A 21,507-nucleotide genomic window follows, 5' to 3' on the forward strand; every position below is an offset into this window, starting at 1 on the left:
GATACGCTGTATGTGTCCTGCTAGTCTGCAATATAGCGCGCGTCATGCTTCTCTGCCCATCCGGGAGTCGCTTTTTTCCCTGAATCCAGCACTGTGGCCCCTGAAACCCTGGCGCCGCTGAGCCTCGTACGGCTCATGTTGGCCCTCCAGAGGTTCGCGCCACAAAGATCGGCGCCGCCGAGATCAGCTCCGGCAAGCGTTGCCCCCCTAAGGTCGGCACCCCGAAGGTCGGCGCCGCGCAGGTCAGCATCCCCGAGGTCCGTAAGCCGCATACCGGCCGCTGACAGGTCAGCGCCCCTAAGGTCGGCCCCAAAGAGGTTTTTGCCGGCGAAATCCGCTTCGCGGAGGTTGATGGCAACAGGACTCTCAGTACGACGCATCCGGTTCCACCGGGTAACATTCTTCTTCAGCGACTCGTACTGTATGGCGTCATAGGGTGCATTCAAGGGACCGGTGCGCTGCCAGAGGTTCACAATCCCCTTGCGGGGAGCCTTTTCGGGACGCACGCTCTGCGCCCCCACGAGAGGAACAGCAGCGGAAGATGACGCTGCGGGTGCGGCAGTCTCTCCGGCCGACACGCCGGGGGCCACAGCCGTTCGGGCGGGTGGCGGAGCGGGGATGTCTGCGATGAACAGGGCGCCATGGGCCACTGCCCAACGAGCCGTCGCATAGCTGCCGGAATCAAGCACGGTTGTTTCCGACACGCTTGCGCCTTGAAGCCTCATCCGGTCGGTGTTCGCCCTCCAGAAATATGCAGCACGGATGTCAGCGTTCCCAAGGTCGGCACCGTTCAGCTGAGCTTCACGGAAATGGACCTCCTTCAGGTCCGCTCCGTGGAACACAGCACCGGTGCAGTCGGACAGCCGGAGGTCGGCCCGAACCAGGACGGCACCCGTACAATCCGCTCCATCGAGCACGGCGGACGCCAGATCCGCACCGTTCAGCCGGGCGCCCTGCAGGTTGGCGCTGGAGAGGATCGAAGATACGGCCGTAACTGAATCCAGCACTGCCCCCTTCAAATCCGCACCCGACAGGTTCGTCTGGCTGAGATCGGCTCCCCGGAGAACGGCGCCGTGCAGATCGTATTCCATCAGTTTACGGCCCTTGAGGTCCGCGCCTGAAAGATCGGGATGCTCCGGGCCGCTCTGGCTCCGCATGGCGTTCCACGCCTGCCTGCCTTCGCGCAGCTTCAGAAGAAGAGACTGATCAGCGGCAGCAAGCGGTGCGGCACTTCCGAGAATGACCAATGCGCCAAAAAGAAACGGCAGGACGCGGGACGGCGGCAGGAAGTACCGGAATGAAAAGCCCATGGCGTTGATGGTGTACATGGGGTTCATGCTGAGGGTCCGTTGTCTCCGGAGCCTGCATGAAGCTCCCTGTGGAGGTTGAAGGAAAGAAAGAGGACAGCTAGCCCGAACACCAGCCCGGACAGGCCGAGCAGAACGGCATTCTCAATGAAAAAGGCCAGCAAAACTCCCGTCGCCGAAACCAGCATCACGGTAAGCTGCATGAACGCCCGGTCCATTGCTGCAGATGAAAGCAGGCGGGAAAGGGCCTGGCCTTCCTGAAGCATCTCCAGAGAATCCTTCCTGACGATGGCGGGGATGACGATGTAGATCATTCCGATGAAAGAGAAGGTGATCCAGCCGAGCAGAGCGGCATGGGTGTGGGAATGGTAGATCCACATCGCATCCGGGCTGATGGGAGGATGCGCTCCGAACGGGATGCCCTTGATGAAGTAGACGTTCATGATGCCGTATGCGCTTGTGGCGAAGAGAAGTGAAAGTCCACTGAAGAGGAACGCCAGAGCCGGATGGTGGAAGTTCTTCTTGAAGAAGGTGTAGAGGTAGGCTGCAAAGCCCCAGAGGATCGCCATGACGCCGAACAGTAGAACGTGGCTGACGAGCATCATCCCGAAATAGTGACCGATGAGGATGACGATGAGGAACACCAGAACCCCGCCGACAAACGTATAGAACCAGAGGCTGAAGAGACGCGTGATGAGTTCACGCTTCGGAGACTGCTTCCAGGCATAGGTATAGAGGAACCCCATGACGCTGATGGAGAGGGGGAAAGAGGAGCCGAGGAAATAGGCCGACTGCGTCACGAAAAACGGAATGAGGCCCTGTTCCGGGAACGCCTCCTTGAGGCCGAGGGTGAAGAGACCGAGGTTTGCGTTGAGCAGGAAGATGACGTCGAAGATATAGTACCGGACCGAGACGTCCTTCCAGATCTTCGGGATGGAAAGCGTGGTGAAGATCTCGTAGAGCGGGCCCATGACGATGATCATGAGAAACAGGCCGGTCAGCGCTTTCAGGAGCGGCCACTGCATCCATACCGCCACGGTGATGGAAACGAGGGAAAGCAGGACGGCGTAGATGTAGCGCCGCTGCCTCGGGGGGCTGATCTTCAGCTCCGGATAGATGGCCGAAGTCAGGTACCGGTTGAAGATGAGGATGGCAAGGTTGCCGAACCCGATGAAAAAGAGGTACGGGTGAAGCTGGTTCAGGAAATGGCTGCCGGTAACGGCGCCGAGGGCTCCGAGAAGGGCGGCGACAGTGATGACTGAAATGGTGACGTAGAGGAACAGTCTGGCAACGCTGCCGGTCGATTCAGTGTGTGATGTAGGCTGCATCAAAAGAGGCGTTTTGTGTTGTTCAGTTCAAGGATGGCGATGAGCGAAAGTGCTATGAGTGCAACATTCAGGGTCAGGGGGTTGAACGGCAGGGTCAGCATGCCGGGCTCGAAAATGCCGACGAACAGGAGCAGCATGCACAACGTCACGATATTGAACCAGAAAACCCAGTTCCGGCGGGCCACAAGGAGGTAAAGACCGAAAACTATCTCCCCCGCTCCCATCCAGGAAACCGCAATACAAGCCCACCGGTACACGGGAATGATATGGCCGAGGAGTTCGACTTCCCCGCTGCTCATGCAGTAGAGTTTGGGCACAGCCCCCTGGTAGATCCAGGAAAAGGCCAGAGCCACACGGCACAGGATGAGCACACTGCTCTCTGCGGACATGAATGCCATCGGGGAAAAACCCTTAGCCTTGGTGGACGTGGTGTCGTTCGGATTGTTCATGGTGTGCATCCCTGCAAAATACGAGAGTCCCGGTGACGATTCTGAAAATTCAGCACAAGCAAAAAAATCAAGGCGCCTGCATCCAATAAAAAAGCGAACCGGAGTTCGCCTTTCAATATGCCGGTGCATTCCTCTGTATCCTTCAACCCGTCAACGGGTCAGCAGAAATTGCTGGAAATGGAGCAGGAAATGACGGCGCACTCCCTGACATGGTCGAGGATCGAGAGGATCCCGGTATGGCTGATGATGTTCTGGTCGTTGACCGTCGACTTCAGCTTCTCCACAGCCTTGTCGTAAAGACCCTGGATCTCCTGCATCATGTCGAGGGTTTCGCGGGCATGCTTCGAGTTGCCGCTGACAAAGGCTTCAACCGCTTTCTTGATCATTTCAGCGGTGATGTCGCCCATTGGTTTCAGGCCGTATTCGTCCTTATGGAGCTCCTGCACATTCGAAAACTCGACAAACGGCGTCTTCTCGGCGATGTTGAGGGCAAACTGGGCCATTTTCTCCAGTTCCTGCAGGATCATGCGGGCATCGCGGACACCCTTCAGCTGGTCGGTATCGAGGGTCTGGAACGCACTGTATGCAAGGGTGAGATACTCTACCTCGAACTTGCCCTTCTGGATATATTCTTCGTCGAACTTGAAGGCAGAGGCCGCCAGTTCGGTATTCTTCTTGGTTGAAGCCCTGATGCTGAGCATCAGGTTGTTTTCCACGTTCGAGGACAGCTTGGTGAGCTTCTGCTTGAGGGACTCAAGCTGCACGTGCACAGTACCCTGGGGTTTGATGGAAAGACCGAACTTCTGGGGATCGATCTGAACGGTGAAGGCTTTCGGGGTTGCAGCAGTTTTCGGGGAATCACCGAAAAGTTTTCCTAACAGACTGGCCATAAGGATCGGACACCATGCTTAATGATTAAGGGAAAGAGTACGAGAAAAAGCGAGAGAAAACGGAATATCGCTTGTAAACTGAATTTAGCTGTCGGGAGGGGTTAAATCAAAGAAAAAAACAGCAAAAAAGCCCGGCGGATAACCGGGCTTGAACTGCACTGTGGAAGCATGGTCTTCAATCTTTCAGCGACTGGATCAGCTTTTCATAGGAGATGTCGCTGTGCCGGACGATCTCGCCCGTCACAAGGTAGGTGACCTCATGGGCGATACGGGTGGCATGGTCGGCCATGCGCTCGATGTAGCGGGAGATGCTGAGCAGCGAGATCAGCTGATCGACGTTCAGGGCAGGGTCTTTCATGAGGGTAGCGACCTTCTTGAAAACGGCACTGTGGATGCTGTCGATCTCTTCGTCAAGGGCGCAGACCTTGTCGGCAAGGAAACGGTCCTTGTTGATGAATGCCTCGATCGACTTGCGGGTCATGTCGGCGGCAAGGCGGCCCATGGAATCGAAATCGAACATGGCGAGCATATCGGGCTTGATGTTCGGCATGCGCTCGATGATGTGGACGGCAAGGTCGCCGATGCGTTCGAGATCGTCATTGATCTTCATGATGGTGACGATCATGCGCAGATCGCGGGCAACCGGCTGCTGAAGGGCGAGGAACGCCAGGCAGCGCTCTTCGAGCCCGACCTCGGCCAGATCAATCTCAAAGTCGATGCGCCTGATCTCACGGGCCTGCTCCTCGTCCTGGTTCCGTATTGCAGTAAGAGCGTCATCGAAATTCTTAAGGACCTTTTCCGAGAGATGGACAAGGACGTCGGAGAGGTCCCTGATATGTTCGTGTACCGGTCTGTCTGACATGGTGGCTGAATGGTTACGTTAGCTGAATCTTCCGGTGATGTAGTCCTCAGTCATCCTATCCCTCGGATTGGTGAAGAGCTGCGAGGTGCCGGCATGCTCGACCAGCGTACCCTCGTAGAAAAACATGGTGTAGTCGGAAACGCGCGAGGCCTGCTGCATGTTGTGGGTCACGATCATGATCGTGTAGCTGCCGCGCAGCTCCTGGATGAGGTCCTCGATCTTGGCTGTGGCCTTCGGGTCGAGAGCAGAAGTCGGCTCGTCGAGCAGAAGGATTTCGGGCTCGACGGCCAGCGTACGGGCTACGCAGAGCCGCTGCTGCTGGCCGCCGCTGAGGCCGAGGGCGTTGCGCTCAAGGCGGTCGCTCACCTCGTCCCAGAGTGCCGCCTTGCGGAGACTCTTCTCAACGACTTCAGCCAGCTGTTTCTTGTCGTTCATGCCGTGCAGACGCGGGCCGTAGGCGATATTGTCAAAAATCGATTTCGGGAACGGGTTCGGCTTCTGGAACACCATGCCGATCTTCTTGCGAAGCAGCACCTCGTCGGTGAGCTTGCCGTAGATGTCCTCTCCATCAAAACGCAGGGTACCGGTCGTATGGCAGCTCGGAATAAGATCGTTCATACGGTTGATGGCACGCAGGAACGTGCTCTTTCCGCAGCCGCTCGGTCCGATGATGGCCGTCACATATTTCGAGAGGATATCGGCGTTGACCTTTTTGACGGCTTCGAAGTCACCGTAAAAGATCGAGAAGTCCTTGGCGACGACATGGGGCTTGCCTCCGCCGCTCACGCTTTTTCGTTCAGAAGGGATGTAGATGTCGCGCGTTGCGGTCTTTGCAGGGGTGTCCATGGAGATCTCCTTTTCTTCCGCTGTCATTTGCATGGTTAATCAGCCTTTTAATTTCTTGGATATGCGGGCTCTGAGCAGTACCGCCGAAAGGTTCAGAAGGAGCACGATGCTGACAAGGGCAAGCACCATGCCGTACTGCACGTGGCGGATTTCGGCCGCCGCCTCATGTTCGCTGGCAAGGTTGTAGATATTCCACGACAGCGCCGGGGTCGGAGAAGAGAGCACATCGGCAATGCCGATGGCCGAACCTACACTTACCGCTGCGGTGAAGATGATCGGAGCGGTTTCGCCGGCCGCCCTGCCGAGACTGATGACGCCGCCGGTGATGATGCCGGGAAGCGCTGCAGGCAGGATCACGGTAACGATGGTGTTCCATTTTGTGGAACCCAGACCGAGCGAAGCTTCTTTATAGGTTTTCGGCACCGCCAGTATCGCCTCTTCAGCCGCCCTGATGATGGTCGGCAGGATCATGATGGCAAGGGTAAGTGCACCGGCAAGCACGCTTTTGGATTCCGATACGTTCAGGGTATTGATGAAGAAGGCCAGACCGAACAGACCGAACACGATGCTCGGTACACCGGCAAGGGTGCTGTTTGCACTGCGCAGCATGCTGGTGAAGACGCCGTCCTTGGCATACTCGGTGAAATAGATGGCAGCGACAACACCAAGCGGAAAGGCGAAAAGCATGGCGCCGATGGCGAGGAAAAAGGTACCCTGGATTTCAGGCCATATGCCGCCGAAGATGTGGGCATCTATCGATGAGTCGGTGAGGAACCCCCAGTAGAGGGTGAAGCGAGGAAGCAGCATCTTTTCAGCGTTTTTCTCGACAAAACCGAACATCGGGGCAAGTTTCGTCCCCTCAAACGACTCGGCCCGGCGGACGAAGTACTCCTTGGCCATAACGTCGGGATCTGAATAGTCCCACTTGGACTCATAGAGCAGGGCGTGGAGTTTCTCCTCGGCCTTCTCCCACCGGGTCTGACCGTAACGGAAACGGGTCAGGATGGCCGAATCATCGCCGGGCGGAGGACCGAGCAGGGTCTGGAGCGCGGTCTTGACCGGGCCGTACTGCATCCGGTACTCCCTGGCCTTTTCAGGATCCATACCCTCAAGCTCAAGCTCGAAATCCGCAAGCATCCGGTACGCCTGGTCCCGGTACACGGCAACTTCAGCGATTTCGCGCTCGAGCTCTGCCCCGTCACCGCGGTGGAACTCGTTATAGAGGAGCTTGCGATGCTCGATCGTTCCCTTGAAGAACACGGCGCCGAGTCCGTTGTAGATGATCGGCGTGATGACAATCAGAAGCGCAAGGGCCATGACGACGATCGAACCAATCCCGAGAGCGGTGAACGAACGGTCCAGTATTTTCCTTGTTCCGAGATTCATGACTGCCTGTTTGGTATTATTGGAATCTTGAGGCTCTTACTGACCCGAAAGAATCTTCCTCTGGCGGACGACGATGCGCTCGCTGATGAGGTTGCTTATGAAGCTGATGACGAGGAGCAGGAGGCCCATGGCGAACAGCACATGATAGCGGGCCGAACCGGTCACCTGGTCTGCTTCGCCCATATCACCGGCGATGGTGGCCGTCAGGGTACGGACCGCCTCGAGGTAGTTGTACCAGGGATCGGGGATATGCGAAGAGTTGCCGGAAGCCATCCACACCACCATGGTCTCGCCGAGCGAGCGCATGATGCCGAGAATGACGGCGGCAAGAATGCCGCTGCTTGCGGCGGGAAGCACTGTTTTGACGAGTGTTTCAGCCCGGGTGGCGCCAAGTGCGTAGCTTCCTTCGCGGAGCTCGCGACCTACCGACTGAAGGGAATCCTCCGCCACACTGACGATCGTCGGCAGCGCCATGAAGCTCAGGATGATGGAGACGTTGAGGGCGTTGGTGCCGGTGAGGATCTGCATGCCGTTGAGCTGCGAACCCACCACGTAGAGCACGAGAAAGGCGAGAAGGGTGAAGAGCACCTGAAGCATGGTTGCATAGCGCTTGCGGCGAACCGGTTCCTCAATACCGGCAGTCAGGAGGTCGGAACCAACGATGACGGCAAGCAGCAGGAACGGTCCTGCAAGGATCCACCATACCCACATGAGCATGGGTCCGCCGCTTGTCTGGAGCAGCGGAGCGAGGATCACGAGCGCAAAGAAACCGAATGCGACAGAAGGAATGGCCGCAAGCATCTCAATTACCGGCTTGGCGTACTGGCGGACCGAAAAAGGAAGGATGTCGCTGAGGCAGACCGCTGCGGCAATGCCCATCGGGACAGCGAGGAGGGCCGAGCCGAGGGTGACCATGCCGGTGCCGTAGATGATGGCAAGTGCGCCGAACTCGCCGGGATCTCCTGCAGGGTACCAGTTGCTGCTGGTGAAGAATTCAGCGAATCCTCTCTGCTGGAAATAGGGAACGGCATCGACGGCGACGAAATAGAAGATGAAGAGAACGACGATGGCGACAAACGAGGCAATGAGAAGCAGAATGGATTCTCCTGCAGTCCTGGCGGCTTTCTGCATTTTCCGCCTCCCTTCGCTGACAACGAACGCGCCTGAACGGTTGCTGTCTCTGTTCACGTCTCCACTCATGATGATACGGTTGGGTTCAGGTAACGGGGCGGATGCTGGTGCGTTGATTTCAATGCCTCAAATCTATACTCTTTAGCGAAAGAAAAAAACGCGCACGTGTTACATCTTTGCAACAACGCCTGCCCAAAAAACAACAAAAGCCGGAATCGGGTTGCATTCCGGCTTTATGAAAAGTATTGAGCTGCATGGATCAGTGGTCCCCTTGAAGTCACATCACTGGCTGATGAAGCCGAGTTCACTGATGATCCGCCGCCCGTCAGCAGTCGAGGGCAGTGCGAGAAACTGTTTGATGCTACCCGTCGGCTGGCCGCTGGTATAGAAATAGAGCTTGCGCGACAGCTTGTAGGTACCGCTGCGGATGCTCGCGACGCTCGGCTTTACCCCATCGACAGGAACCGCCCGGACTGAGGAGTCCAGAAATCCCATGCCGATGAACCCGATCGCAGAGGGTGTCGTCGACACACGGCTCTTCACGGCGCCGTTGCTGGCCTGGGACTCAGCCCTCGGCATGATAGGCACAGCCTTGCCGGTGACGAGCGTCTTGAACGACTCCTGGGTGCCGCTGTTCGACTCACGCTGGATCACCACGATGCGGGAATTCGGTCCGCCGACCTCGCGCCAGTTGGTATAGCGTCCCTGATAGATCCCTGCGATCTGGGCCTTCGTAAGACCCCTGACAGGGTTCGAGGGATGAACGACGATGGCAATGCCGTCAAGGGCGGCAACATGCGCTACCGGCTGAATACCTTTTTTCCTTGCAGCAGCGATTTCCTGTGTTTTCATATCACGCGACATGGCTGCAATGTCGCAGGCGCCGTTGATGAGGCTTTTGGCACCGTTGCCGCTCCCCGACTCGCTGACGGTGACCGGAACACCGTAGCGCTTCGTGAAATATGCCGCAAACGATTTCGCTATGGGTCCGACAGTCGTCGAACCATCAATCACAATCCCATTCCCTGCCGCAGACACCTCTGTGCCCATAAGCATCAGCGCCGCCAGCGCCAGCATCAACATCCTCTTCATCATATGTTCCGGTTCAATTTGGTTCCCTCTGTGCAAGAAGAAGAAAGGTAGGAAAAAGAAGCCCCCCCTTGAAATAAAAAAAGCCCCCCCGATGCAATGCACCGGGAGGGCGTCATAACAGCAGCGCTCTAAGCCGCCACCACAGGGTGGAAGCTTACTGGTTCACGAAACCAAGTTCGCTGATCATGCGCATGCCCTCGGGGGTCTGGTTGAGCTCGATGAACTGCTTCACAGCACCCTTCGGCTGACCGTTGGTGTACATGAAGAGCGGGCGGGAGATCGGGTAGGTACCGTCCTTGACCGAAACAACGGTAGGAGCCACACCCTCAACACTCACAGCCTTCACAGAACCATCAACAAAGCCGAGGCCGAGGAAACCGATTGCGGAAGGAGTCGAGGCAACACGGCTCTTCACGGCGCCGTTGCTGGCCTGGGTCTCTGCACGCTTGGAGATCGGAGCTTCCTTGCCCATGACGAGGCTCTTGAAGGTGTCCTGGGTACCGCTGTTCGATTCACGCTGGATCTTGACGATCTCGGCAGTCGGGCCGCCAACCTGGTTCCAGTTGGTGATCTTGCCGGAATAGATGTCGCGGATCTGCTTCTTGGTAAGGTTCTTCACACGGTTGCTCGGGTTCACAACAATAGCCATACCGTCAAGAGCGACAACGTGCTCAACAGGATTGACGCCCTTTGCCTTTGCAGCAGCAATCTCGTTGGTTTTCATTGCGCGGGACATGTTGGCGATATCGCAGGTGCTGTTGATGATGCTCTTGGCACCGTTGCCGGAACCGGATTCGCTGACGGTCACATCGGTACCGGTGGTACGGGTGAAGTATGCTGCGAAGGACTTGGCAATCGGGCCGACGGTGGTGGAGCCGTCCATGACGATCTTGCCGGCGGCAGAAGCGTCACCGGAAGCCATCATACCGAAAACAGCCGCACCCATAAGGATTTTGCTGAAGAGTTTCATGTCTAAGTAAGTGATTTGGTTTAGGAAACAAGAGAATAAAAGAGATAACGAGAGACTGCTGTATTCCGCCGGTAGCGTGAAGATCCTTTAAAAAAGGCTGTCCTGCCGGAAAAGCAGGAGCAGCCTTGCAGGCCAACCACACAACCTGACGAAGAAAGAACACCACACACGAAAGAACAACACACAAAGTGATTAGAACTTCACGACAGCGTCAAGCTGGAAGAGGTGCTTTGTATCATCAACCTGATCAGCTGTACCATCAATCTTATTGAAGTTAAAGTACGTTGCACCAAGCGTCATATTCTGGATGAGCTGGTATGTGCTGCTAATTTTGAAGCCTTCACAGTTTGTCCCACCACCATTACGATCACTGTCAGTCATGGCTGGATTTACCGCGTCCTCCTCAAGCTGTACATACTCAACCGATCCTTCAATCTGACCGGGATTCTTTGCCTTACCAAGCTTTAAGCCGACAAGCATACCATCCCTACGCGAATCTGTAATGCCACTGAAATCGCTATTTTCAGCCATATTAGTAGCAAACTGACCGTAGACCTTCCAGGGTAGGGAAGACACCTTGCCTCCGACACTTCCAAAAAGCTCGATAATATCATATCCGAGTGATGGATCGGGCATATTATCGTAGCCATAGTAAGAGGCTCCGAGCTGATAGCCTAAATTGCTGACTTCACCCTTGTAGGATGCCTGTGCGGCCAGAATGTAGGTATCATCGCCAACGGAAGATTCATCATAGAAATATGAACCAGCGACGAGTGAAAGACCATCCTTCTCTTTTCCTTTGGCATCTTTCCCATACTGCACAGTCGCTCCCTCAATTGTAACGTCGCCGTCCCAGATGAGATCGTCTATAACCGCAAGAGTGCTCTTAGTTGCCCTCTTACCAAGAATCAAGTTGACATCACCATTGAGGAACATCGGATGATAATCGATATATGCCTCATTCAATAAGATGGTGTCCGCAGCAAAACTGTCATCTAGAGTCTCGTTCCTTGAAACCGGATCTGTGTCGTTTCCAGTAGCGAGCTGCAACCCAGCAGATAGCTCCTCGTTAATCCACATGTCGGTTCCAAAACGGACACGAATACGGTGGCGGTCACGGCTATTATCATCAGTCGTGCTGACATTATCATCAGTCAAACTAGACTCATAACGATAGCGGATATCCCCTTTCCAGTTCCAGTCTACTGCCTGGGCGTTGCTCGAGAACCCGAGAACGGCAGCCAGACCGATTAACATTGCTGTTTTTTTCATGATATGGTTTGGTTGGTTTGCGTAATGTGTTGCATGATTGATTCTTTTTTCATGCGCTGATAATCTAGGCCTCCAGTGTTACAGGACTGTTAAGGCTTTGTAAAGAGATTGTTAACTGAGTCTTCATCATATCTTCAAATCAGTGATCACCACCGCCCCGTGGAAGCGGCGATCAGGGAAAATGACCCGCCCTTTCTGGTTGATGACGACATGGGGATATCCCGCTTCGTCAAGCAGCGCGAGGATTTTAGCAAGATCCTTTCGACCGGCGGGCTTGATGATGATGTCGGCCAGGGCATCGACTTTCTTTACACTGTGGCGGGAGAGTTCCTCCCGGAGAAAGAACTCGCCCGCCACCGCTGTTTTCAGCGCTTCAAGGTTCAACATGGTATCCTCCTTCCTGCGGCTTCACGAAAAAACTGCAGAGCTCCTTACCTGCAGCCCGGCGCCTTAGGGCGCCTACCCCCCTGCTATCGGCCGGCGGCCGAGAAGGGCCTGACGCGCGGCCTTCCGCTGTTCCTTGCGCTCAATGACCGCATGAATGCCCTCGCTGAGCTCCATATAGATGCGGTTGCGGCTGTTCTTGATGCGGCGAAAGAGTTTCAGGATGTCGAGCGTAAGGATGATGCGGGTGGAACTGCAGTTCAAATCACCAAACAGGTGTTTGCCCACCACCTCGAACCCGAGCACGCGGGTATGGAAGTTGAAGGGAGAGTTGGCCTCCCCTTCGAAGACGTCAGTAATGAAATGGGTATAGTCGCGCTCGACCACTTCGGCAGTTGCGGCGCGCATAAGACGCAGCGCAATACGGGGGTTGCGGCGGTACTCGCCAAGAATCATGAACCGGCCGATTTCAGCATAGCGTCCTGCGGTCCTGAGCTTTTCGACATCTATCCCCGGCTCGAACTTCACTTCGTACCGTTCGGGCAGTTCAAGCGGCGGATCGTACAGGAGACGGATGACGCCGGCAGGCTTTCCGCTGACCTCGGCAATGAACCAGGACAGGGTATCGCTTTTGAGAACATCCTCGGGGATCTGCCCTTCGACGCCCGCTATCCAGTTCTTCTCGATGCGGAAGACCTGCTCAATGACCTCGAGCACCCGGCTGCGGTCACAGGCGCTCTCCACTCTCCTGACGGTAACACTCGACATGGCGGTCCTCCTGGTTTAAAGGGCACCCTCCCCGACCGCAAACGGCGGACGGGATACGGACCCGTATGGTTGTTGGTAAAGTGCATGATGTTCGTTCGGCATGGGTCCCTGATAGCGTTTGCCTGACAGGTCTGCAAGGCAGTGCATGACCCTGTGGGTCACTTCATTTGCCAGTGCGGCACGCCGCTGCACACCGCCCTGTTCCTCTTTCTTGACGGCACGGTAGGCTTCCGACTGCAGGGTGAAGTCGATCGGGGTGCCCACCCGTATGATGGTGCGCCCGAGGATGGGGATGCGTCCCTTCTGTATGCGGAGCGGGAAGTCGATGCCGACAGGGATTACCGGGGCACCGGTCGTGAGGGCAATGTGGCCGATACCGCTCTTGCCTTTGGCCAGGGCATCGGCATTGCGGTTGCGCCGCCCTTCGGGGAAAATGCCGATGCTCCTGCCGGAAGCGATCTTGCGGCAGCAGCGCTCGACGGTATCTTCCGCCATCCGGACCGGCCGTGAGGATTCTATCCAGGAGAGGGTGGAGCGCTTGTTATAGACATAGACGGGATCGATCATCCCCATCAGCTTGCCGAGTACCGGCACCCTGCCGTACATCCAGTCGATGACGAAGCTGATTGTGCGCCCGCCCATGTGGTAGATGAAAAAGATCGGGACCATCAACGCTTCAGCAGAATTGTTGTGGTTGAAGGCGAAAATGTATGGCCGTCCGTCACCGGGCAGGTTCCCGAGCCCTTCCGCCTTCAAAAGGAAGAAGTTCGGAAGCATCAGGAGCCGGAGGAGCAGCGCCCGCATCGGGGAGAGCCGGGGAAGCGGCCTGAAGTAGTCTTTCATACGCAGTAAGCCTTATTGGCTGAGCCGCCAAGAAGCGGCAGGGGTTTTCAGGGTACAGAAGAAAGAACGTCTTTATGTGTTGACGAACAGTTACGGGGGTGCAACGATTCTGCAAATTTGAAGAGGGTGCGGGAAGGGCCGGAGGAGGGAAATTGAAACAAATAATGCGTCGGGGCTGTTTTAAGCTTTGTGCAGATAAACGATTTTTTATTTTCCCCCTATGACAAACCATTGGCACAGTTCAGAAAAATTCAACCGGCAGGCAGAAGGCTGGGACGACAATCCCCGCAGACTCGCCATTGCCGAAGCCGTCTTCAAGGCTCTTGCCGAAGCGGTACAATTCACCGAGAGAACCGAAGCGCTTGAATTCGGATGCGGGACAGGCCTGGTGACCATGCAGGTCGCCCCTCGGGTACGGAAGGTGACGGCCATCGACACCTCGCACCGGATGCTCGGCGTGCTTGAGGGCAAGATCATGGCGACAGGGACGAAGAACATCGACTCTCGCTGCCTTGACTTGACCGTCCCAGAAGAAATGCGCCGTCTGCCGAAAGGGCACTTCAACGTCATATACGCGAGCATGACGCTCCATCACATCGACGACACATCCTCGTTCCTTCAGGAACTTTCGGAGCTGCTCGCCCCCGGCGGAACGCTTGCCATGGCGGACCTTGACCTCGAAGATGGCTTTTTCCATGACGATGCCGATGAGAAGGTCCATCCCGGATTCGAGCGGCCGGCCCTTGCGGCCATGCTTCTGGCGGCAGGCCTCCAGAACCCGACGTTCCGGACCGCAGCCACTATCGAAAAGAAAAACCGGACAGGAAGAGAAGCATCCTACCCCATATTCCTCGCCACGGCAACCAAACCGGAAGCCTCGAAGGAACAGCCGGAGAGCGCGGCCGAATGAGCTGCAAGGCGGTCATCTTCGACCTTGACGGGACCCTGCTCGATACCCTCAAGGACCTCTCCGTCACCCTCAATGCCGTGCTCTCGGCAAACGGCCACCCCACACATCCGCTCGAACACTGCCGCTACCTTGTCGGCAGCGGCATGCGCGAACTCGTCCGCAAAGCCCTTCCTGACGGAGTCGGCACACCCGACACCATCGAGAGGATCCTCGGGGAACTTCTGGAGCAGTACGCACTCAACTGGAACGTGCACTCGCGCCCCTACCCGGGCATTCCGGGAATGCTCGACGGGCTGGAGCGGCTTGGAATGAAAAAAGCCATTCTCTCCAACAAGGCCGACCGGTTTACGAAGCTCTGTGCCCGGCATCTTCTTGCAGACTGGCATTTTGATGTTGTCATGGGCCACCATGACGCAATCGAGCACAAGCCCTCACCCGAAGGGGCGCTCCTCGTAGCGGAAATGATGGGTGAAAAACCCTCTGACATTCTCTATGTCGGCGATACCGGCATCGACATGCTGACGGCCAACCGTGCCGGCATGTACCCGCTTGGCGTACTCTGGGGGTTCCGGCCTGAAGCGGAGCTGGTGGAAGCCGGAGCACGATCTCTTACCTCAGATCCCGAAGGGATACTCCGCCATCTTGAGAGCTGCCCCTGAAGGCGCAGTGGGCGTGACGATCTCGGGAGTGAAACCCGTCAGGCAAGAAGGTGAAGGCGGGAGAAGACGTAGTCAAGGGAGTCCTCGTTCAGCACAATCCTGTAGTACCCTGTCGATCCCAGTTCATGCGGGCTGTTGTCGCGGTCGCTCGTAAAGCGGCGGCTCCGTTTTCCGTTGTACCAGTAGACAAGCCGGATGCGGTTTCCCTCGATTTCAAGGGCGGTAATGCCCCTTTTTCCGATGGCGCACCCTGAATTGAACACGCTCGGGATGGTGATGTTATTATAGAGCCCGCTGCGAAGTCCTATCCTTTTTCCCTCGCGGTAGCATGCCTCAAGCTCCCCCTTCAGCTCCGCAATCTTCCCTTCGATTGATACCTTCTCACCATTCTCTGCTGATGAATACGCCCTGCAGAGCTCTTCTATCCGGTAGTTGAGGTAGTCGACTTTCGAGAGCGACTCGAAAAGGGGACGGTGGGTATGGCCGATGATCGACACAACCTTTGCCTCGTTCGAAAACTCGTAGATGGATTTTTCAATGGCGAACCGGCGGCGGCTGTTGTAGGCGATCGAGAAGTTCCGGATACCGACCGGCTTTGCGATGTAGCGGAGGAAAAAGATTACGGCCCGGCTGACGATGGGATAGGACTCCCAGAGCAGCACGGAAGCCTGGTGGCCGTGGAACACAAGGATGGTCTCGTCCCCGTAGGAAAACTTCACCGACTCGACCAGCGAGTCGGCAAGCGGGTAGGAGCGGTTGCCTGCAAGTTCCGTGTCGTGGTTGCCGATGGTTTTCCAGAGAAACGACGTCCTGCTGAACTCCCCGAAAATATCGTACATGGAGGTCCAGGCCCGGGAAATCTCATCGAGCGGGAACTTGAAGAGTTCCTCTATGTCGCCATTCAACACGAGTCCGTACTGTTCCGGCAGGTAGTAGTTCGAAAGCATAGCCTCGATGAGGTCGCTGTTGCGACGGAACTCGTCGCGCCGGCCGCCGTTGCCCATATGGAGGTCGCTGAGGATCAGGACCCGGGTATCGGTTTCAAGGCTTACCTTGCTTGCGTTCTGGAGCAGTCGCTCCAGATGGGGGTGCTTCTTCTTATGAATGCTCATAGTGACTGCTGTGCCGCGCTTCGCCCTCCTGCCCCTGAATCAGCCGCCCTCGGGGCCATCATCTGCATACCCTGACAGAACCCGTCCCTTTGAGCGGTCCTCCCCTGTACAGGAAAAGCGAAACTGCGGCGTTGGTCCGGATCGCCTCTTTGACCGCTTCGACATTGCCGCGGCATCGCAGGAGGGTCTTCCATGAGCGAAGGTGTTTCTCCTCGTGGAAGTCGGAGTTAGCGATATAGTTAAATTTTTTCAACCCCACAACATTAAACAGGTCATCACGGTTTGCGACCTCCCATGCATCGAACATGGTGGCGTATTCTTCATGATTGTTCCAGAGATGCTCGGAAGGCGCTTCACCCGAGTGGTTCCGGACATACGGGTGACAGGCCACCGATACGGCACCCTGCCGGCGGATCTCCCGGAGCAAGGGCTCCACCGGAAGGTCGGGGCTTATGAATTCCTTTACGTCGAGGGCGAGGATGTGGTATTTCGAGGTGTTGTTGGTAAGCTCAATGCCGGGGATGAGCAGCATGTTCCATCGCTCCCAGGCAACCCGGGAGGCCTCCCAGAGTTCGTGCAGGTACTCGCTGAACCGTTCGGGTGGCACGCTGCAGTGCGGACCGGGCAGCTGGAAGCTCGCGGTGTCAAGCACATGGTCGGTAATGGCAATCACGTCGAAGCCGGTGCTGCCGTACAGTTCGACCACATCCTGAAGCGAAAGCTCGCCATCGCTCCAGCGTGTATGGATATGGAAATCACAGTACAGCCAGTCCATATGGATCGCACAATAAGGGTGGGAAAAGGGGCGCAGAGGGACCGCAGACAAGGTAGGATATTCCATTCCCTGAATTCCACCGTTATTGTTAACTTCATGAAAAATCACGCCACACCCTTAAACCTCAAGCCCATTGATTGACAGCGAACGATTCAGGCAAATCAGGAGCATGCTCCGCCGCCGCCAACCGGACCTGACGGTGGTCATGGACAATGTCAACAAACCCCACAACCTCTCCGCCCTCATCAGGAGCTGCGATGCCGTCGGCATCCACGACCTGCACGCCGTTTCGAAACAGCGATCCATCCATACCCGGCAGCATGCCGCAGCGGGCTCAAGCCGCTGGACCCGGCTGCACCTCTGGCATGAGATCAAGGAGCCCTGCAGTGCTCTCCGCCGGGAGGGCATGCAGCTGCTTGCGGCAACCAACGTTGCGGCAGCCGTTGACTTCAGGGAGATCGATTACACCCTCCCGACCGCCGTAATCCTCGGTGCGGAATGGGACGGGGTATCGAAGGAGGCCATAGGAGAGGCCGACCGGACGATCATGGTACAGACGCACGGGATGGTGGAGTCGCTGAACGTCTCGGTGGCAGCTGCAGTGATCCTCTTCGAAGCAGAACGACAGCGTAGCCTGAAGGGAATGTACAGGGAACTCCGGATGGAAGAGGAACAATACCGGAGGCTGCTCTTCGAGCTATCCTACCCCCGCCTTGCCGAGCAGCTCACCCTAAAAAAGCTCCCCTACCCCGCACTTGATGAGGACGGCGGCATATTCCCCTTGGAGATGTAGCAGGTAAACCGGCCCTCGCCCTCCCTGCCTTCGATATGGCGGTGAAGAAGCCAGAGCAGATGGTCTATTTCATCAAGAAGCCGGGAGTGGTTGAACGCAAGGGCGACGAGGAACATCGGGAACGAGATGTGCTCACGGCGGAGCTTGCGGAGTACGTTGCCCATCGCACGGGCCATCACAGGAAAACCGGGTGACTGTTCGGGTATTATCGACGGAGCATCGGGAGGCAGGGGCGCGTAATCGCAACTGAAACAGAAATCCTCGTTCCCGTCCCATTCGATGACGATACGGTATGGTTTTGGCGCACTCATACACAAGCGGTTTTAGCGCTATATAACCAATTCACGGAACGCGGCACAGCCAGCTTTGTTAAGGCTCTGCAAAAAAAAGAAGCCTAAGGCTCCATTGTCAATGAAGGCGGGATGCTGGCGCGCAGCTTCAGGAGCTGCTCGAGGATCGCCTGCAGGTCTTCGGTAATGGCGCCAAGCAGTTCGGTAAATTCCGTCCTCTCACGCACACTCATTGCAGCGATCTTCTGTTCCTTCAGGAGCAGTTCGGTGACGGCGGCATCAAGCGCCGTGCAGGAATCGGTAAGTTTCCTGACAATTCCCTTCTTCATGGTGAACGTCACAGCGGGGAGCGTTGTTTGAATGCACAGGCTGAGCAATAACTTCTTGCAAGAACCATACCACCGCCCATATCACGCCGGATACCCTGCATAGAGCCCTTTACAGAAAAAAACTTTTCCGGTTGCGGTACAACTGTCTCAAAACAGGCCGGCATTGCACCCGGCGGGCATTTAGCGTATATTTATCAAAACCATCACGTGCCGGTGACACGGCACAAACAAAGATCAGCTGCAATGGCGCTACAAAAGCAACCTAAAACCGTCCTTGTTGCCGACGACAGTTCGGTCATCAGGACCCTGATGCAGCATCTCCTGAAAAAGCTCGGCTACCGGGCAATCACGGCAGAGAACGGCACCAGCTGCATCAGAACTCTTGAAGAGGAGCCCGTCGATGTGCTCCTGCTTGACTTGAACATGCCCGAAAAGGACGGAATGGAGGTGCTTTCCTGGGTTCGGGAACAGGGGATGACACTGCCGGTGATCATCATCACCGCTCTTGAGGACGTAAGCCAGGCGGTCCAGTGCATGAAAATGGGGGCCTACGAGTACCTGACGAAGCCGGTGGAAAACGAACGGCTTGAAATCATCCTCCGTAACGCCCTCTCGGAATCATGCCTCAAAGAAAAGGTCGCCGTTCTTGAAAAAGAGCTCATAGCCAAGGACCTCTTCCGTGAGATCCGCGGAAACAGCCCTGCACTCCGCCGTTCAATCGACCAGGCGATGCAGGTGATGGAAACCGATATGAACGTGCTTCTGAGTGGCGAAAGCGGCACCGGCAAGGAACTGTTCGCCAAGGCCATCCACCACGGCAGCCGACGCAAAGGCGGACCGTTCGTCACCATCAACTGCGCGGCAATTTCGAGCGAACTGGCCGAAAGCCTGCTGTTCGGGCACACGAAGGGAGCCTTCACCGGCGCAACCGCCGATCATGCCGGATACTTCGAACAGGCTGACGGCGGCACAATTTTTCTTGACGAGATCGGAGACATGAGCCTCGATATCCAGGCCAAGGTCCTGCGTGCGCTCCAGGAAAAAAAGATCAGGCGCGTGGGTGAAAAGAAGGAACGGGCGATCGACTTCCGGCTGGTGTCAGCCACCCACCGGGATTTCTCACAATCCATCACCGACAAGAGCTTCCGTGCTGATCTCTACTACCGGCTGGAAGAGTACCCGCTCTATATTCCTCCGCTCAGGGAACGGCAGGAGGACATCATACCGCTCGCCGAACATTTCCTTCTGGAATTCTGCAAGGCCAACGGCCTCGACACCCCGGTCATTGCTCCCGAAGCCCTTCTTTCGCTGCAGTCGCACCCCTGGCCGGGCAACGTCCGCGAACTGCAGAACATCATCCGCCGCGCTGTACTGACTGCCGGAGAGGGCAGGATTGCATCCTTCATGCCGCAGGGATCGCAACAGCAGAGCACACCGCAGCCCTCATCCCTGCCGATCTCTGTTCCGGCAGAGACCACGCCGACATCCGCACCGGTAAAGCCGGAGAGGGGTAATGAAAATCAGGCGATTCTCAAAGACATCGAACTGCAGGCCATCGTCGACACCTACCGGGAGTGCGGCGGCAACCAGAGCAGGACCGCCGAACTTCTCGGCATCAGCCGTTCCACCCTCATCAGGAAAATGAAGCGCCACGGACTCACAAGGAGTGTTTCCATCGCACCGGCTGACAGGAAAAGTGATTGATGCAGCGCTTAAGAGAGGCAGTGACACAGGCAGTGACACATGAAATGACCGGAAGCATGAGCATGGAGGCCGGAAGGCATGAGGGAGCGAGCATCATCATCCATGATGGCCGCGGCTCTGTCCTGCTGTTTTTACGCGACAATATACCCGCCATACCCTACCCCGGCATGTGGGACCTGCCCGGCGGACATATCGAACCGGGAGAGACCCCGTACGAATGCATCGTGAGGGAAATGATGGAGGAGATAGAAACGGACGTCGGGGAATGCGGGCTTTTCAGGGTCTACTCATTCAGCGACCGCAGGGAACACGTCTTTATGCTCCAGCGGGAGCTGAGGGTCCGGGACACCGTTCTGCACGAAGGCCAGATGCTCCGCTGGTTCACGAAAAGTGAAACGGAAGAGACCGCACTGGCGTACGGGTTCAACCGTGTACTGAGGGAATGGTTCGAAGCAGTCAGCGGATCGTTTCCAGATACCGCTCAGCGTCAACAGCGGCCATACATCCCGTACCGACCGCGGTAACGGCCTGGCGGTAGATGAAGTCCTGCACGTCGCCGCAGGCGAATACGCCCTGAACGCTCGTTTCAGTGGAAGATTTCTTCGTTATGATATAACCGTAGTCGTCGATATCGAGCTGGCCGTCAAACATCTTCGCATTAGGCGCATGACCGATAGCCATGAACACGCCGTCGCAGGCATGCTCTTCAAGCTCTCCGGTTTTCACGTTCTTCAGCCTGATGCCGGTAACCTTCTGTCCGTCACCCAGAATCTCGTCGACAACAACGTTCAGCATGGTGTCGATTTTCGGGTTCTTGCTGGCACGCAAGCTCATGATCTTCGATGCACGGAACTCTTCACGCCGGTGCACGAGCACAACCCGTGAAGCGAACTTGGTGAGATAGAGTGCCTCTTCCATCGCAGTATCTCCTCCGCCGATCACGAACACCGTGCTGTCACGGAAAAAGAACCCGTCACAGGTGGCGCAGGCCGAGACCCCGCGACCGCGGTAACGGTCTTCCGACTCTATGCCGAGCCATTTGGCGTTGGCGCCTGTGGCGATGATGAGGGCGCGTGTCAGGATCTCGCTGCCGTCCTCGAGGGTAAGCGAAAACGGACGGCGGGAAAGGTCAGCTTCCGTCACGCTGCCGAACTTGAATTCCGCATTGAACTTCGTTGCCTGATCGCGCATCCGCTGCATCAGTTCAGGCCCCTGTATCCCTTCGGGAAACCCGGGAAAGTTTTCAATTTCCGAGGTGATCATCAGCTGGCCGCCGGGCTGGTACCCGTCGATGACGAGAGGCTTGAGGTTTGCTCTGCCGGTGTAGATTGCTGCAGTGTATCCGGCAGGACCGGTACCGATGATGACGATGTCACGGACATCTCCTTGCATGGCGAATTCGACTAT

General features: G+C 56.5%; 24 protein-coding genes. 5 read left to right on the forward strand and 19 right to left on the reverse strand.

Features of this window, described 5'->3' with window-relative positions; genetic code table 11:
* Positions 1 to 20 precede the first annotated feature (20 nt).
* From A3K90_RS02695 to A3K90_RS02760, 14 genes are all read right to left on the reverse strand, one after another.
* Entirely contained in the window at positions 21 to 1,337 is a 1,317-nt protein-coding gene (locus tag A3K90_RS02695; RefSeq protein ID WP_011357971.1) for a pentapeptide repeat-containing protein, read from the reverse strand.
* Positions 1,334 to 2,635, reverse strand: coding sequence for a hypothetical protein (locus A3K90_RS02700; protein WP_303681065.1), 1,302 nt, complete (start codon positions 2,633 to 2,635; stop codon positions 1,334 to 1,336). Before A3K90_RS02700 ends, A3K90_RS02695 begins: the two co-directional genes overlap by 4 nt.
* A complete protein-coding gene (locus A3K90_RS02705; protein WP_041464120.1) occupies positions 2,635 to 3,033 on the reverse strand; it encodes a DoxX-like family protein in 399 nt (132 codons plus the stop codon). The genes A3K90_RS02700 and A3K90_RS02705 overlap by 1 nt, the downstream gene beginning before the upstream one ends.
* Positions 3,034 to 3,242: 209 nt before the next feature.
* Positions 3,243 to 3,974 (reverse strand): PhoU domain-containing protein, encoded by a 732-nt coding sequence (locus A3K90_RS02710; RefSeq protein WP_011357974.1) that lies wholly within the window; start codon positions 3,972 to 3,974, stop codon positions 3,243 to 3,245.
* Between the two features lie 175 nt (positions 3,975 to 4,149).
* Positions 4,150 to 4,836: a phosphate signaling complex protein PhoU gene (phoU, locus tag A3K90_RS02715; RefSeq protein ID WP_303681066.1), complete on the reverse strand. Its 687-nt coding sequence runs from the start codon at positions 4,834 to 4,836 to the stop codon at positions 4,150 to 4,152.
* 18 nt (positions 4,837 to 4,854) lie between these two features.
* On the reverse strand, positions 4,855 to 5,715 hold the full coding sequence (gene pstB, locus A3K90_RS02720; protein WP_011357976.1) for a phosphate ABC transporter ATP-binding protein PstB: 861 nt from the start codon (positions 5,713 to 5,715) through the stop codon (positions 4,855 to 4,857).
* A gap of 6 nt (positions 5,716 to 5,721) precedes the next feature.
* Positions 5,722 to 7,068 carry a phosphate ABC transporter permease PstA gene (gene pstA, locus A3K90_RS02725; protein ID WP_011357977.1) on the reverse strand — a complete coding sequence of 449 codons (1,347 nt, stop codon included), beginning with the start codon at positions 7,066 to 7,068 and terminating at the stop codon, positions 5,722 to 5,724.
* 36 nt (positions 7,069 to 7,104) lie between these two features.
* Positions 7,105 to 8,268 (reverse strand): PstC family ABC transporter permease, encoded by a 1,164-nt coding sequence (locus A3K90_RS02730; protein ID WP_011357978.1) that lies wholly within the window; start codon positions 8,266 to 8,268, stop codon positions 7,105 to 7,107.
* 213 nt (positions 8,269 to 8,481) lie between these two features.
* Positions 8,482 to 9,291 (reverse strand): phosphate ABC transporter substrate-binding protein, encoded by an 810-nt coding sequence (locus A3K90_RS02735; RefSeq protein ID WP_041464121.1) that lies wholly within the window; start codon positions 9,289 to 9,291, stop codon positions 8,482 to 8,484.
* Between the two features lie 154 nt (positions 9,292 to 9,445).
* Positions 9,446 to 10,261 (reverse strand): phosphate ABC transporter substrate-binding protein, encoded by an 816-nt coding sequence (locus tag A3K90_RS02740; RefSeq protein ID WP_303681067.1) that lies wholly within the window; start codon positions 10,259 to 10,261, stop codon positions 9,446 to 9,448.
* Positions 10,262 to 10,453: 192 nt separating this feature from the next.
* The gene (locus tag A3K90_RS02745) at positions 10,454 to 11,533 is read right to left on the reverse strand and encodes a putative porin (protein ID WP_303681068.1); all 1,080 of its coding nucleotides are present in this window, start codon (positions 11,531 to 11,533) and stop codon (positions 10,454 to 10,456) included.
* Positions 11,534 to 11,659: 126 nt separating this feature from the next.
* The gene (locus A3K90_RS02750; protein ID WP_011357982.1) at positions 11,660 to 11,920 is read right to left on the reverse strand and encodes a hypothetical protein; all 261 of its coding nucleotides are present in this window, start codon (positions 11,918 to 11,920) and stop codon (positions 11,660 to 11,662) included.
* A 72-nt stretch (positions 11,921 to 11,992) separates the two neighbouring features.
* Positions 11,993 to 12,685: a GNAT family N-acetyltransferase gene (locus A3K90_RS02755; RefSeq protein ID WP_011357983.1), complete on the reverse strand. Its 693-nt coding sequence runs from the start codon at positions 12,683 to 12,685 to the stop codon at positions 11,993 to 11,995.
* Between the two features lie 15 nt (positions 12,686 to 12,700).
* Complete coding sequence (locus A3K90_RS02760; RefSeq protein ID WP_011357984.1) at positions 12,701 to 13,528, reverse strand: 1-acyl-sn-glycerol-3-phosphate acyltransferase; 828 nt, start codon at positions 13,526 to 13,528, stop codon at positions 12,701 to 12,703.
* Positions 13,529 to 13,748: 220 nt separating this feature from the next.
* Between A3K90_RS02760 and A3K90_RS02765 the strand changes: the two genes are divergently transcribed.
* On the forward strand, positions 13,749 to 14,438 hold the full coding sequence (locus tag A3K90_RS02765; protein WP_303681069.1) for a class I SAM-dependent methyltransferase: 690 nt from the start codon (positions 13,749 to 13,751) through the stop codon (positions 14,436 to 14,438).
* On the forward strand, positions 14,435 to 15,097 hold the full coding sequence (locus tag A3K90_RS02770) for an HAD family hydrolase (RefSeq protein ID WP_303681070.1): 663 nt from the start codon (positions 14,435 to 14,437) through the stop codon (positions 15,095 to 15,097). Before A3K90_RS02765 ends, A3K90_RS02770 begins: the two co-directional genes overlap by 4 nt.
* Before the next feature lie 38 nt (positions 15,098 to 15,135).
* Here the strand turns inward: A3K90_RS02770 and A3K90_RS02775 are convergent, their stop codons facing one another.
* Together A3K90_RS02775 and A3K90_RS02780 are read right to left on the reverse strand one after the other, a co-directional pair.
* Positions 15,136 to 16,209, reverse strand: a complete 1,074-nt coding sequence (locus A3K90_RS02775; protein WP_303681071.1) for a metallophosphoesterase — start codon at positions 16,207 to 16,209, stop codon at positions 15,136 to 15,138.
* Between the two features lie 58 nt (positions 16,210 to 16,267).
* Positions 16,268 to 16,984: a PHP domain-containing protein gene (locus tag A3K90_RS02780; RefSeq protein ID WP_041463849.1), complete on the reverse strand. Its 717-nt coding sequence runs from the start codon at positions 16,982 to 16,984 to the stop codon at positions 16,268 to 16,270.
* A 133-nt stretch (positions 16,985 to 17,117) separates the two neighbouring features.
* On the opposite strand from A3K90_RS02780, the gene trmH reads away from it, so the two are divergent.
* Positions 17,118 to 17,777 carry a tRNA (guanosine(18)-2'-O)-methyltransferase TrmH gene (gene trmH / locus A3K90_RS02785; RefSeq protein ID WP_303681072.1) on the forward strand — a complete coding sequence of 220 codons (660 nt, stop codon included), beginning with the start codon at positions 17,118 to 17,120 and terminating at the stop codon, positions 17,775 to 17,777.
* On the opposite strand, the gene A3K90_RS02790 is transcribed toward trmH, so the two are convergent.
* A complete protein-coding gene (locus A3K90_RS02790) occupies positions 17,729 to 18,088 on the reverse strand; it encodes a hypothetical protein (protein WP_011357990.1) in 360 nt (119 codons plus the stop codon). The two genes, trmH and A3K90_RS02790, sit on opposite strands and share 49 nt — an antisense overlap.
* Positions 18,089 to 18,171: 83 nt before the next feature.
* Entirely contained in the window at positions 18,172 to 18,396 is a 225-nt protein-coding gene (locus tag A3K90_RS02795) for a hypothetical protein (protein ID WP_303681073.1), read from the reverse strand.
* A 243-nt stretch (positions 18,397 to 18,639) separates the two neighbouring features.
* Here A3K90_RS02795 and A3K90_RS02800 point away from each other — a divergent pair, with 243 nt between their 5' ends.
* Entirely contained in the window at positions 18,640 to 20,100 is a 1,461-nt protein-coding gene (locus A3K90_RS02800) for a sigma-54 dependent transcriptional regulator (protein ID WP_303681074.1), read from the forward strand.
* The gene (locus A3K90_RS02805; RefSeq protein WP_303681075.1) at positions 20,100 to 20,624 is read left to right on the forward strand and encodes an NUDIX hydrolase; all 525 of its coding nucleotides are present in this window, start codon (positions 20,100 to 20,102) and stop codon (positions 20,622 to 20,624) included. Before A3K90_RS02800 ends, A3K90_RS02805 begins: the two co-directional genes overlap by 1 nt.
* Here A3K90_RS02805 and trxB read toward each other — a convergent pair.
* On the reverse strand, positions 20,557 to 21,492 hold the full coding sequence (gene trxB, locus A3K90_RS02810) for a thioredoxin-disulfide reductase (protein ID WP_303681076.1): 936 nt from the start codon (positions 21,490 to 21,492) through the stop codon (positions 20,557 to 20,559). The two genes, A3K90_RS02805 and trxB, sit on opposite strands and share 68 nt — an antisense overlap.
* Positions 21,493 to 21,507: the final 15 nt, after the last annotated feature.

Origin of the sequence: Pelodictyon luteolum (assembly GCF_001622165.1) — a bacterium.
Classification (GTDB): Bacteria; Bacteroidota; Chlorobiia; order Chlorobiales; family Chlorobiaceae; genus Chlorobium; species Chlorobium luteolum_B.

What these genes read in the sequence shown, in the direction of transcription:
- A3K90_RS02800 (WP_303681074.1), top strand. Translation starts at nt 18,640, where the DNA reads ATGGCGCTACAAAAGCAACCTAAAACCGTCCTTGTTGCCGACGACAGT.
- A3K90_RS02805 (WP_303681075.1), top strand. Translation starts at nt 20,100, where the DNA reads ATGCAGCGCTTAAGAGAGGCAGTGACACAGGCAGTGACACATGAAATG.
- A3K90_RS02710 (WP_011357974.1), bottom strand. Translation starts at nt 3,974, where the DNA reads ATGGCCAGTCTGTTAGGAAAACTTTTCGGTGATTCCCCGAAAACTGCT.
- phoU (WP_303681066.1), bottom strand. Translation starts at nt 4,836, where the DNA reads ATGTCAGACAGACCGGTACACGAACATATCAGGGACCTCTCCGACGTC.
- A3K90_RS02745 (WP_303681068.1), bottom strand. Translation starts at nt 11,533, where the DNA reads ATGAAAAAAACAGCAATGTTAATCGGTCTGGCTGCCGTTCTCGGGTTC.
- A3K90_RS02770 (WP_303681070.1), top strand. Translation starts at nt 14,435, where the DNA reads ATGAGCTGCAAGGCGGTCATCTTCGACCTTGACGGGACCCTGCTCGAT.
- A3K90_RS02775 (WP_303681071.1), bottom strand. Translation starts at nt 16,209, where the DNA reads ATGAGCATTCATAAGAAGAAGCACCCCCATCTGGAGCGACTGCTCCAG.
- A3K90_RS02705 (WP_041464120.1), bottom strand. Translation starts at nt 3,033, where the DNA reads ATGGCATTCATGTCCGCAGAGAGCAGTGTGCTCATCCTGTGCCGTGTG.
- pstA (WP_011357977.1), bottom strand. Translation starts at nt 7,068, where the DNA reads ATGAATCTCGGAACAAGGAAAATACTGGACCGTTCGTTCACCGCTCTC.
- A3K90_RS02700 (WP_303681065.1), bottom strand. Translation starts at nt 2,635, where the DNA reads ATGCAGCCTACATCACACACTGAATCGACCGGCAGCGTTGCCAGACTG.
- trxB (WP_303681076.1), bottom strand. Translation starts at nt 21,492, where the DNA reads ATGCAAGGAGATGTCCGTGACATCGTCATCATCGGTACCGGTCCTGCC.
- A3K90_RS02790 (WP_011357990.1), bottom strand. Translation starts at nt 18,088, where the DNA reads ATGAGTGCGCCAAAACCATACCGTATCGTCATCGAATGGGACGGGAAC.
- A3K90_RS02765 (WP_303681069.1), top strand. Translation starts at nt 13,749, where the DNA reads ATGACAAACCATTGGCACAGTTCAGAAAAATTCAACCGGCAGGCAGAA.
- A3K90_RS02795 (WP_303681073.1), bottom strand. Translation starts at nt 18,396, where the DNA reads ATGAAGAAGGGAATTGTCAGGAAACTTACCGATTCCTGCACGGCGCTT.
- A3K90_RS02755 (WP_011357983.1), bottom strand. Translation starts at nt 12,685, where the DNA reads ATGTCGAGTGTTACCGTCAGGAGAGTGGAGAGCGCCTGTGACCGCAGC.
- A3K90_RS02730 (WP_011357978.1), bottom strand. Translation starts at nt 8,268, where the DNA reads ATGAGTGGAGACGTGAACAGAGACAGCAACCGTTCAGGCGCGTTCGTT.
- A3K90_RS02695 (WP_011357971.1), bottom strand. Translation starts at nt 1,337, where the DNA reads ATGAACCCCATGTACACCATCAACGCCATGGGCTTTTCATTCCGGTAC.
- A3K90_RS02740 (WP_303681067.1), bottom strand. Translation starts at nt 10,261, where the DNA reads ATGAAACTCTTCAGCAAAATCCTTATGGGTGCGGCTGTTTTCGGTATG.
- A3K90_RS02735 (WP_041464121.1), bottom strand. Translation starts at nt 9,291, where the DNA reads ATGAAGAGGATGTTGATGCTGGCGCTGGCGGCGCTGATGCTTATGGGC.
- A3K90_RS02760 (WP_011357984.1), bottom strand. Translation starts at nt 13,528, where the DNA reads ATGAAAGACTACTTCAGGCCGCTTCCCCGGCTCTCCCCGATGCGGGCG.
- A3K90_RS02750 (WP_011357982.1), bottom strand. Translation starts at nt 11,920, where the DNA reads ATGTTGAACCTTGAAGCGCTGAAAACAGCGGTGGCGGGCGAGTTCTTT.
- A3K90_RS02780 (WP_041463849.1), bottom strand. Translation starts at nt 16,984, where the DNA reads ATGGACTGGCTGTACTGTGATTTCCATATCCATACACGCTGGAGCGAT.
- pstB (WP_011357976.1), bottom strand. Translation starts at nt 5,715, where the DNA reads ATGCAAATGACAGCGGAAGAAAAGGAGATCTCCATGGACACCCCTGCA.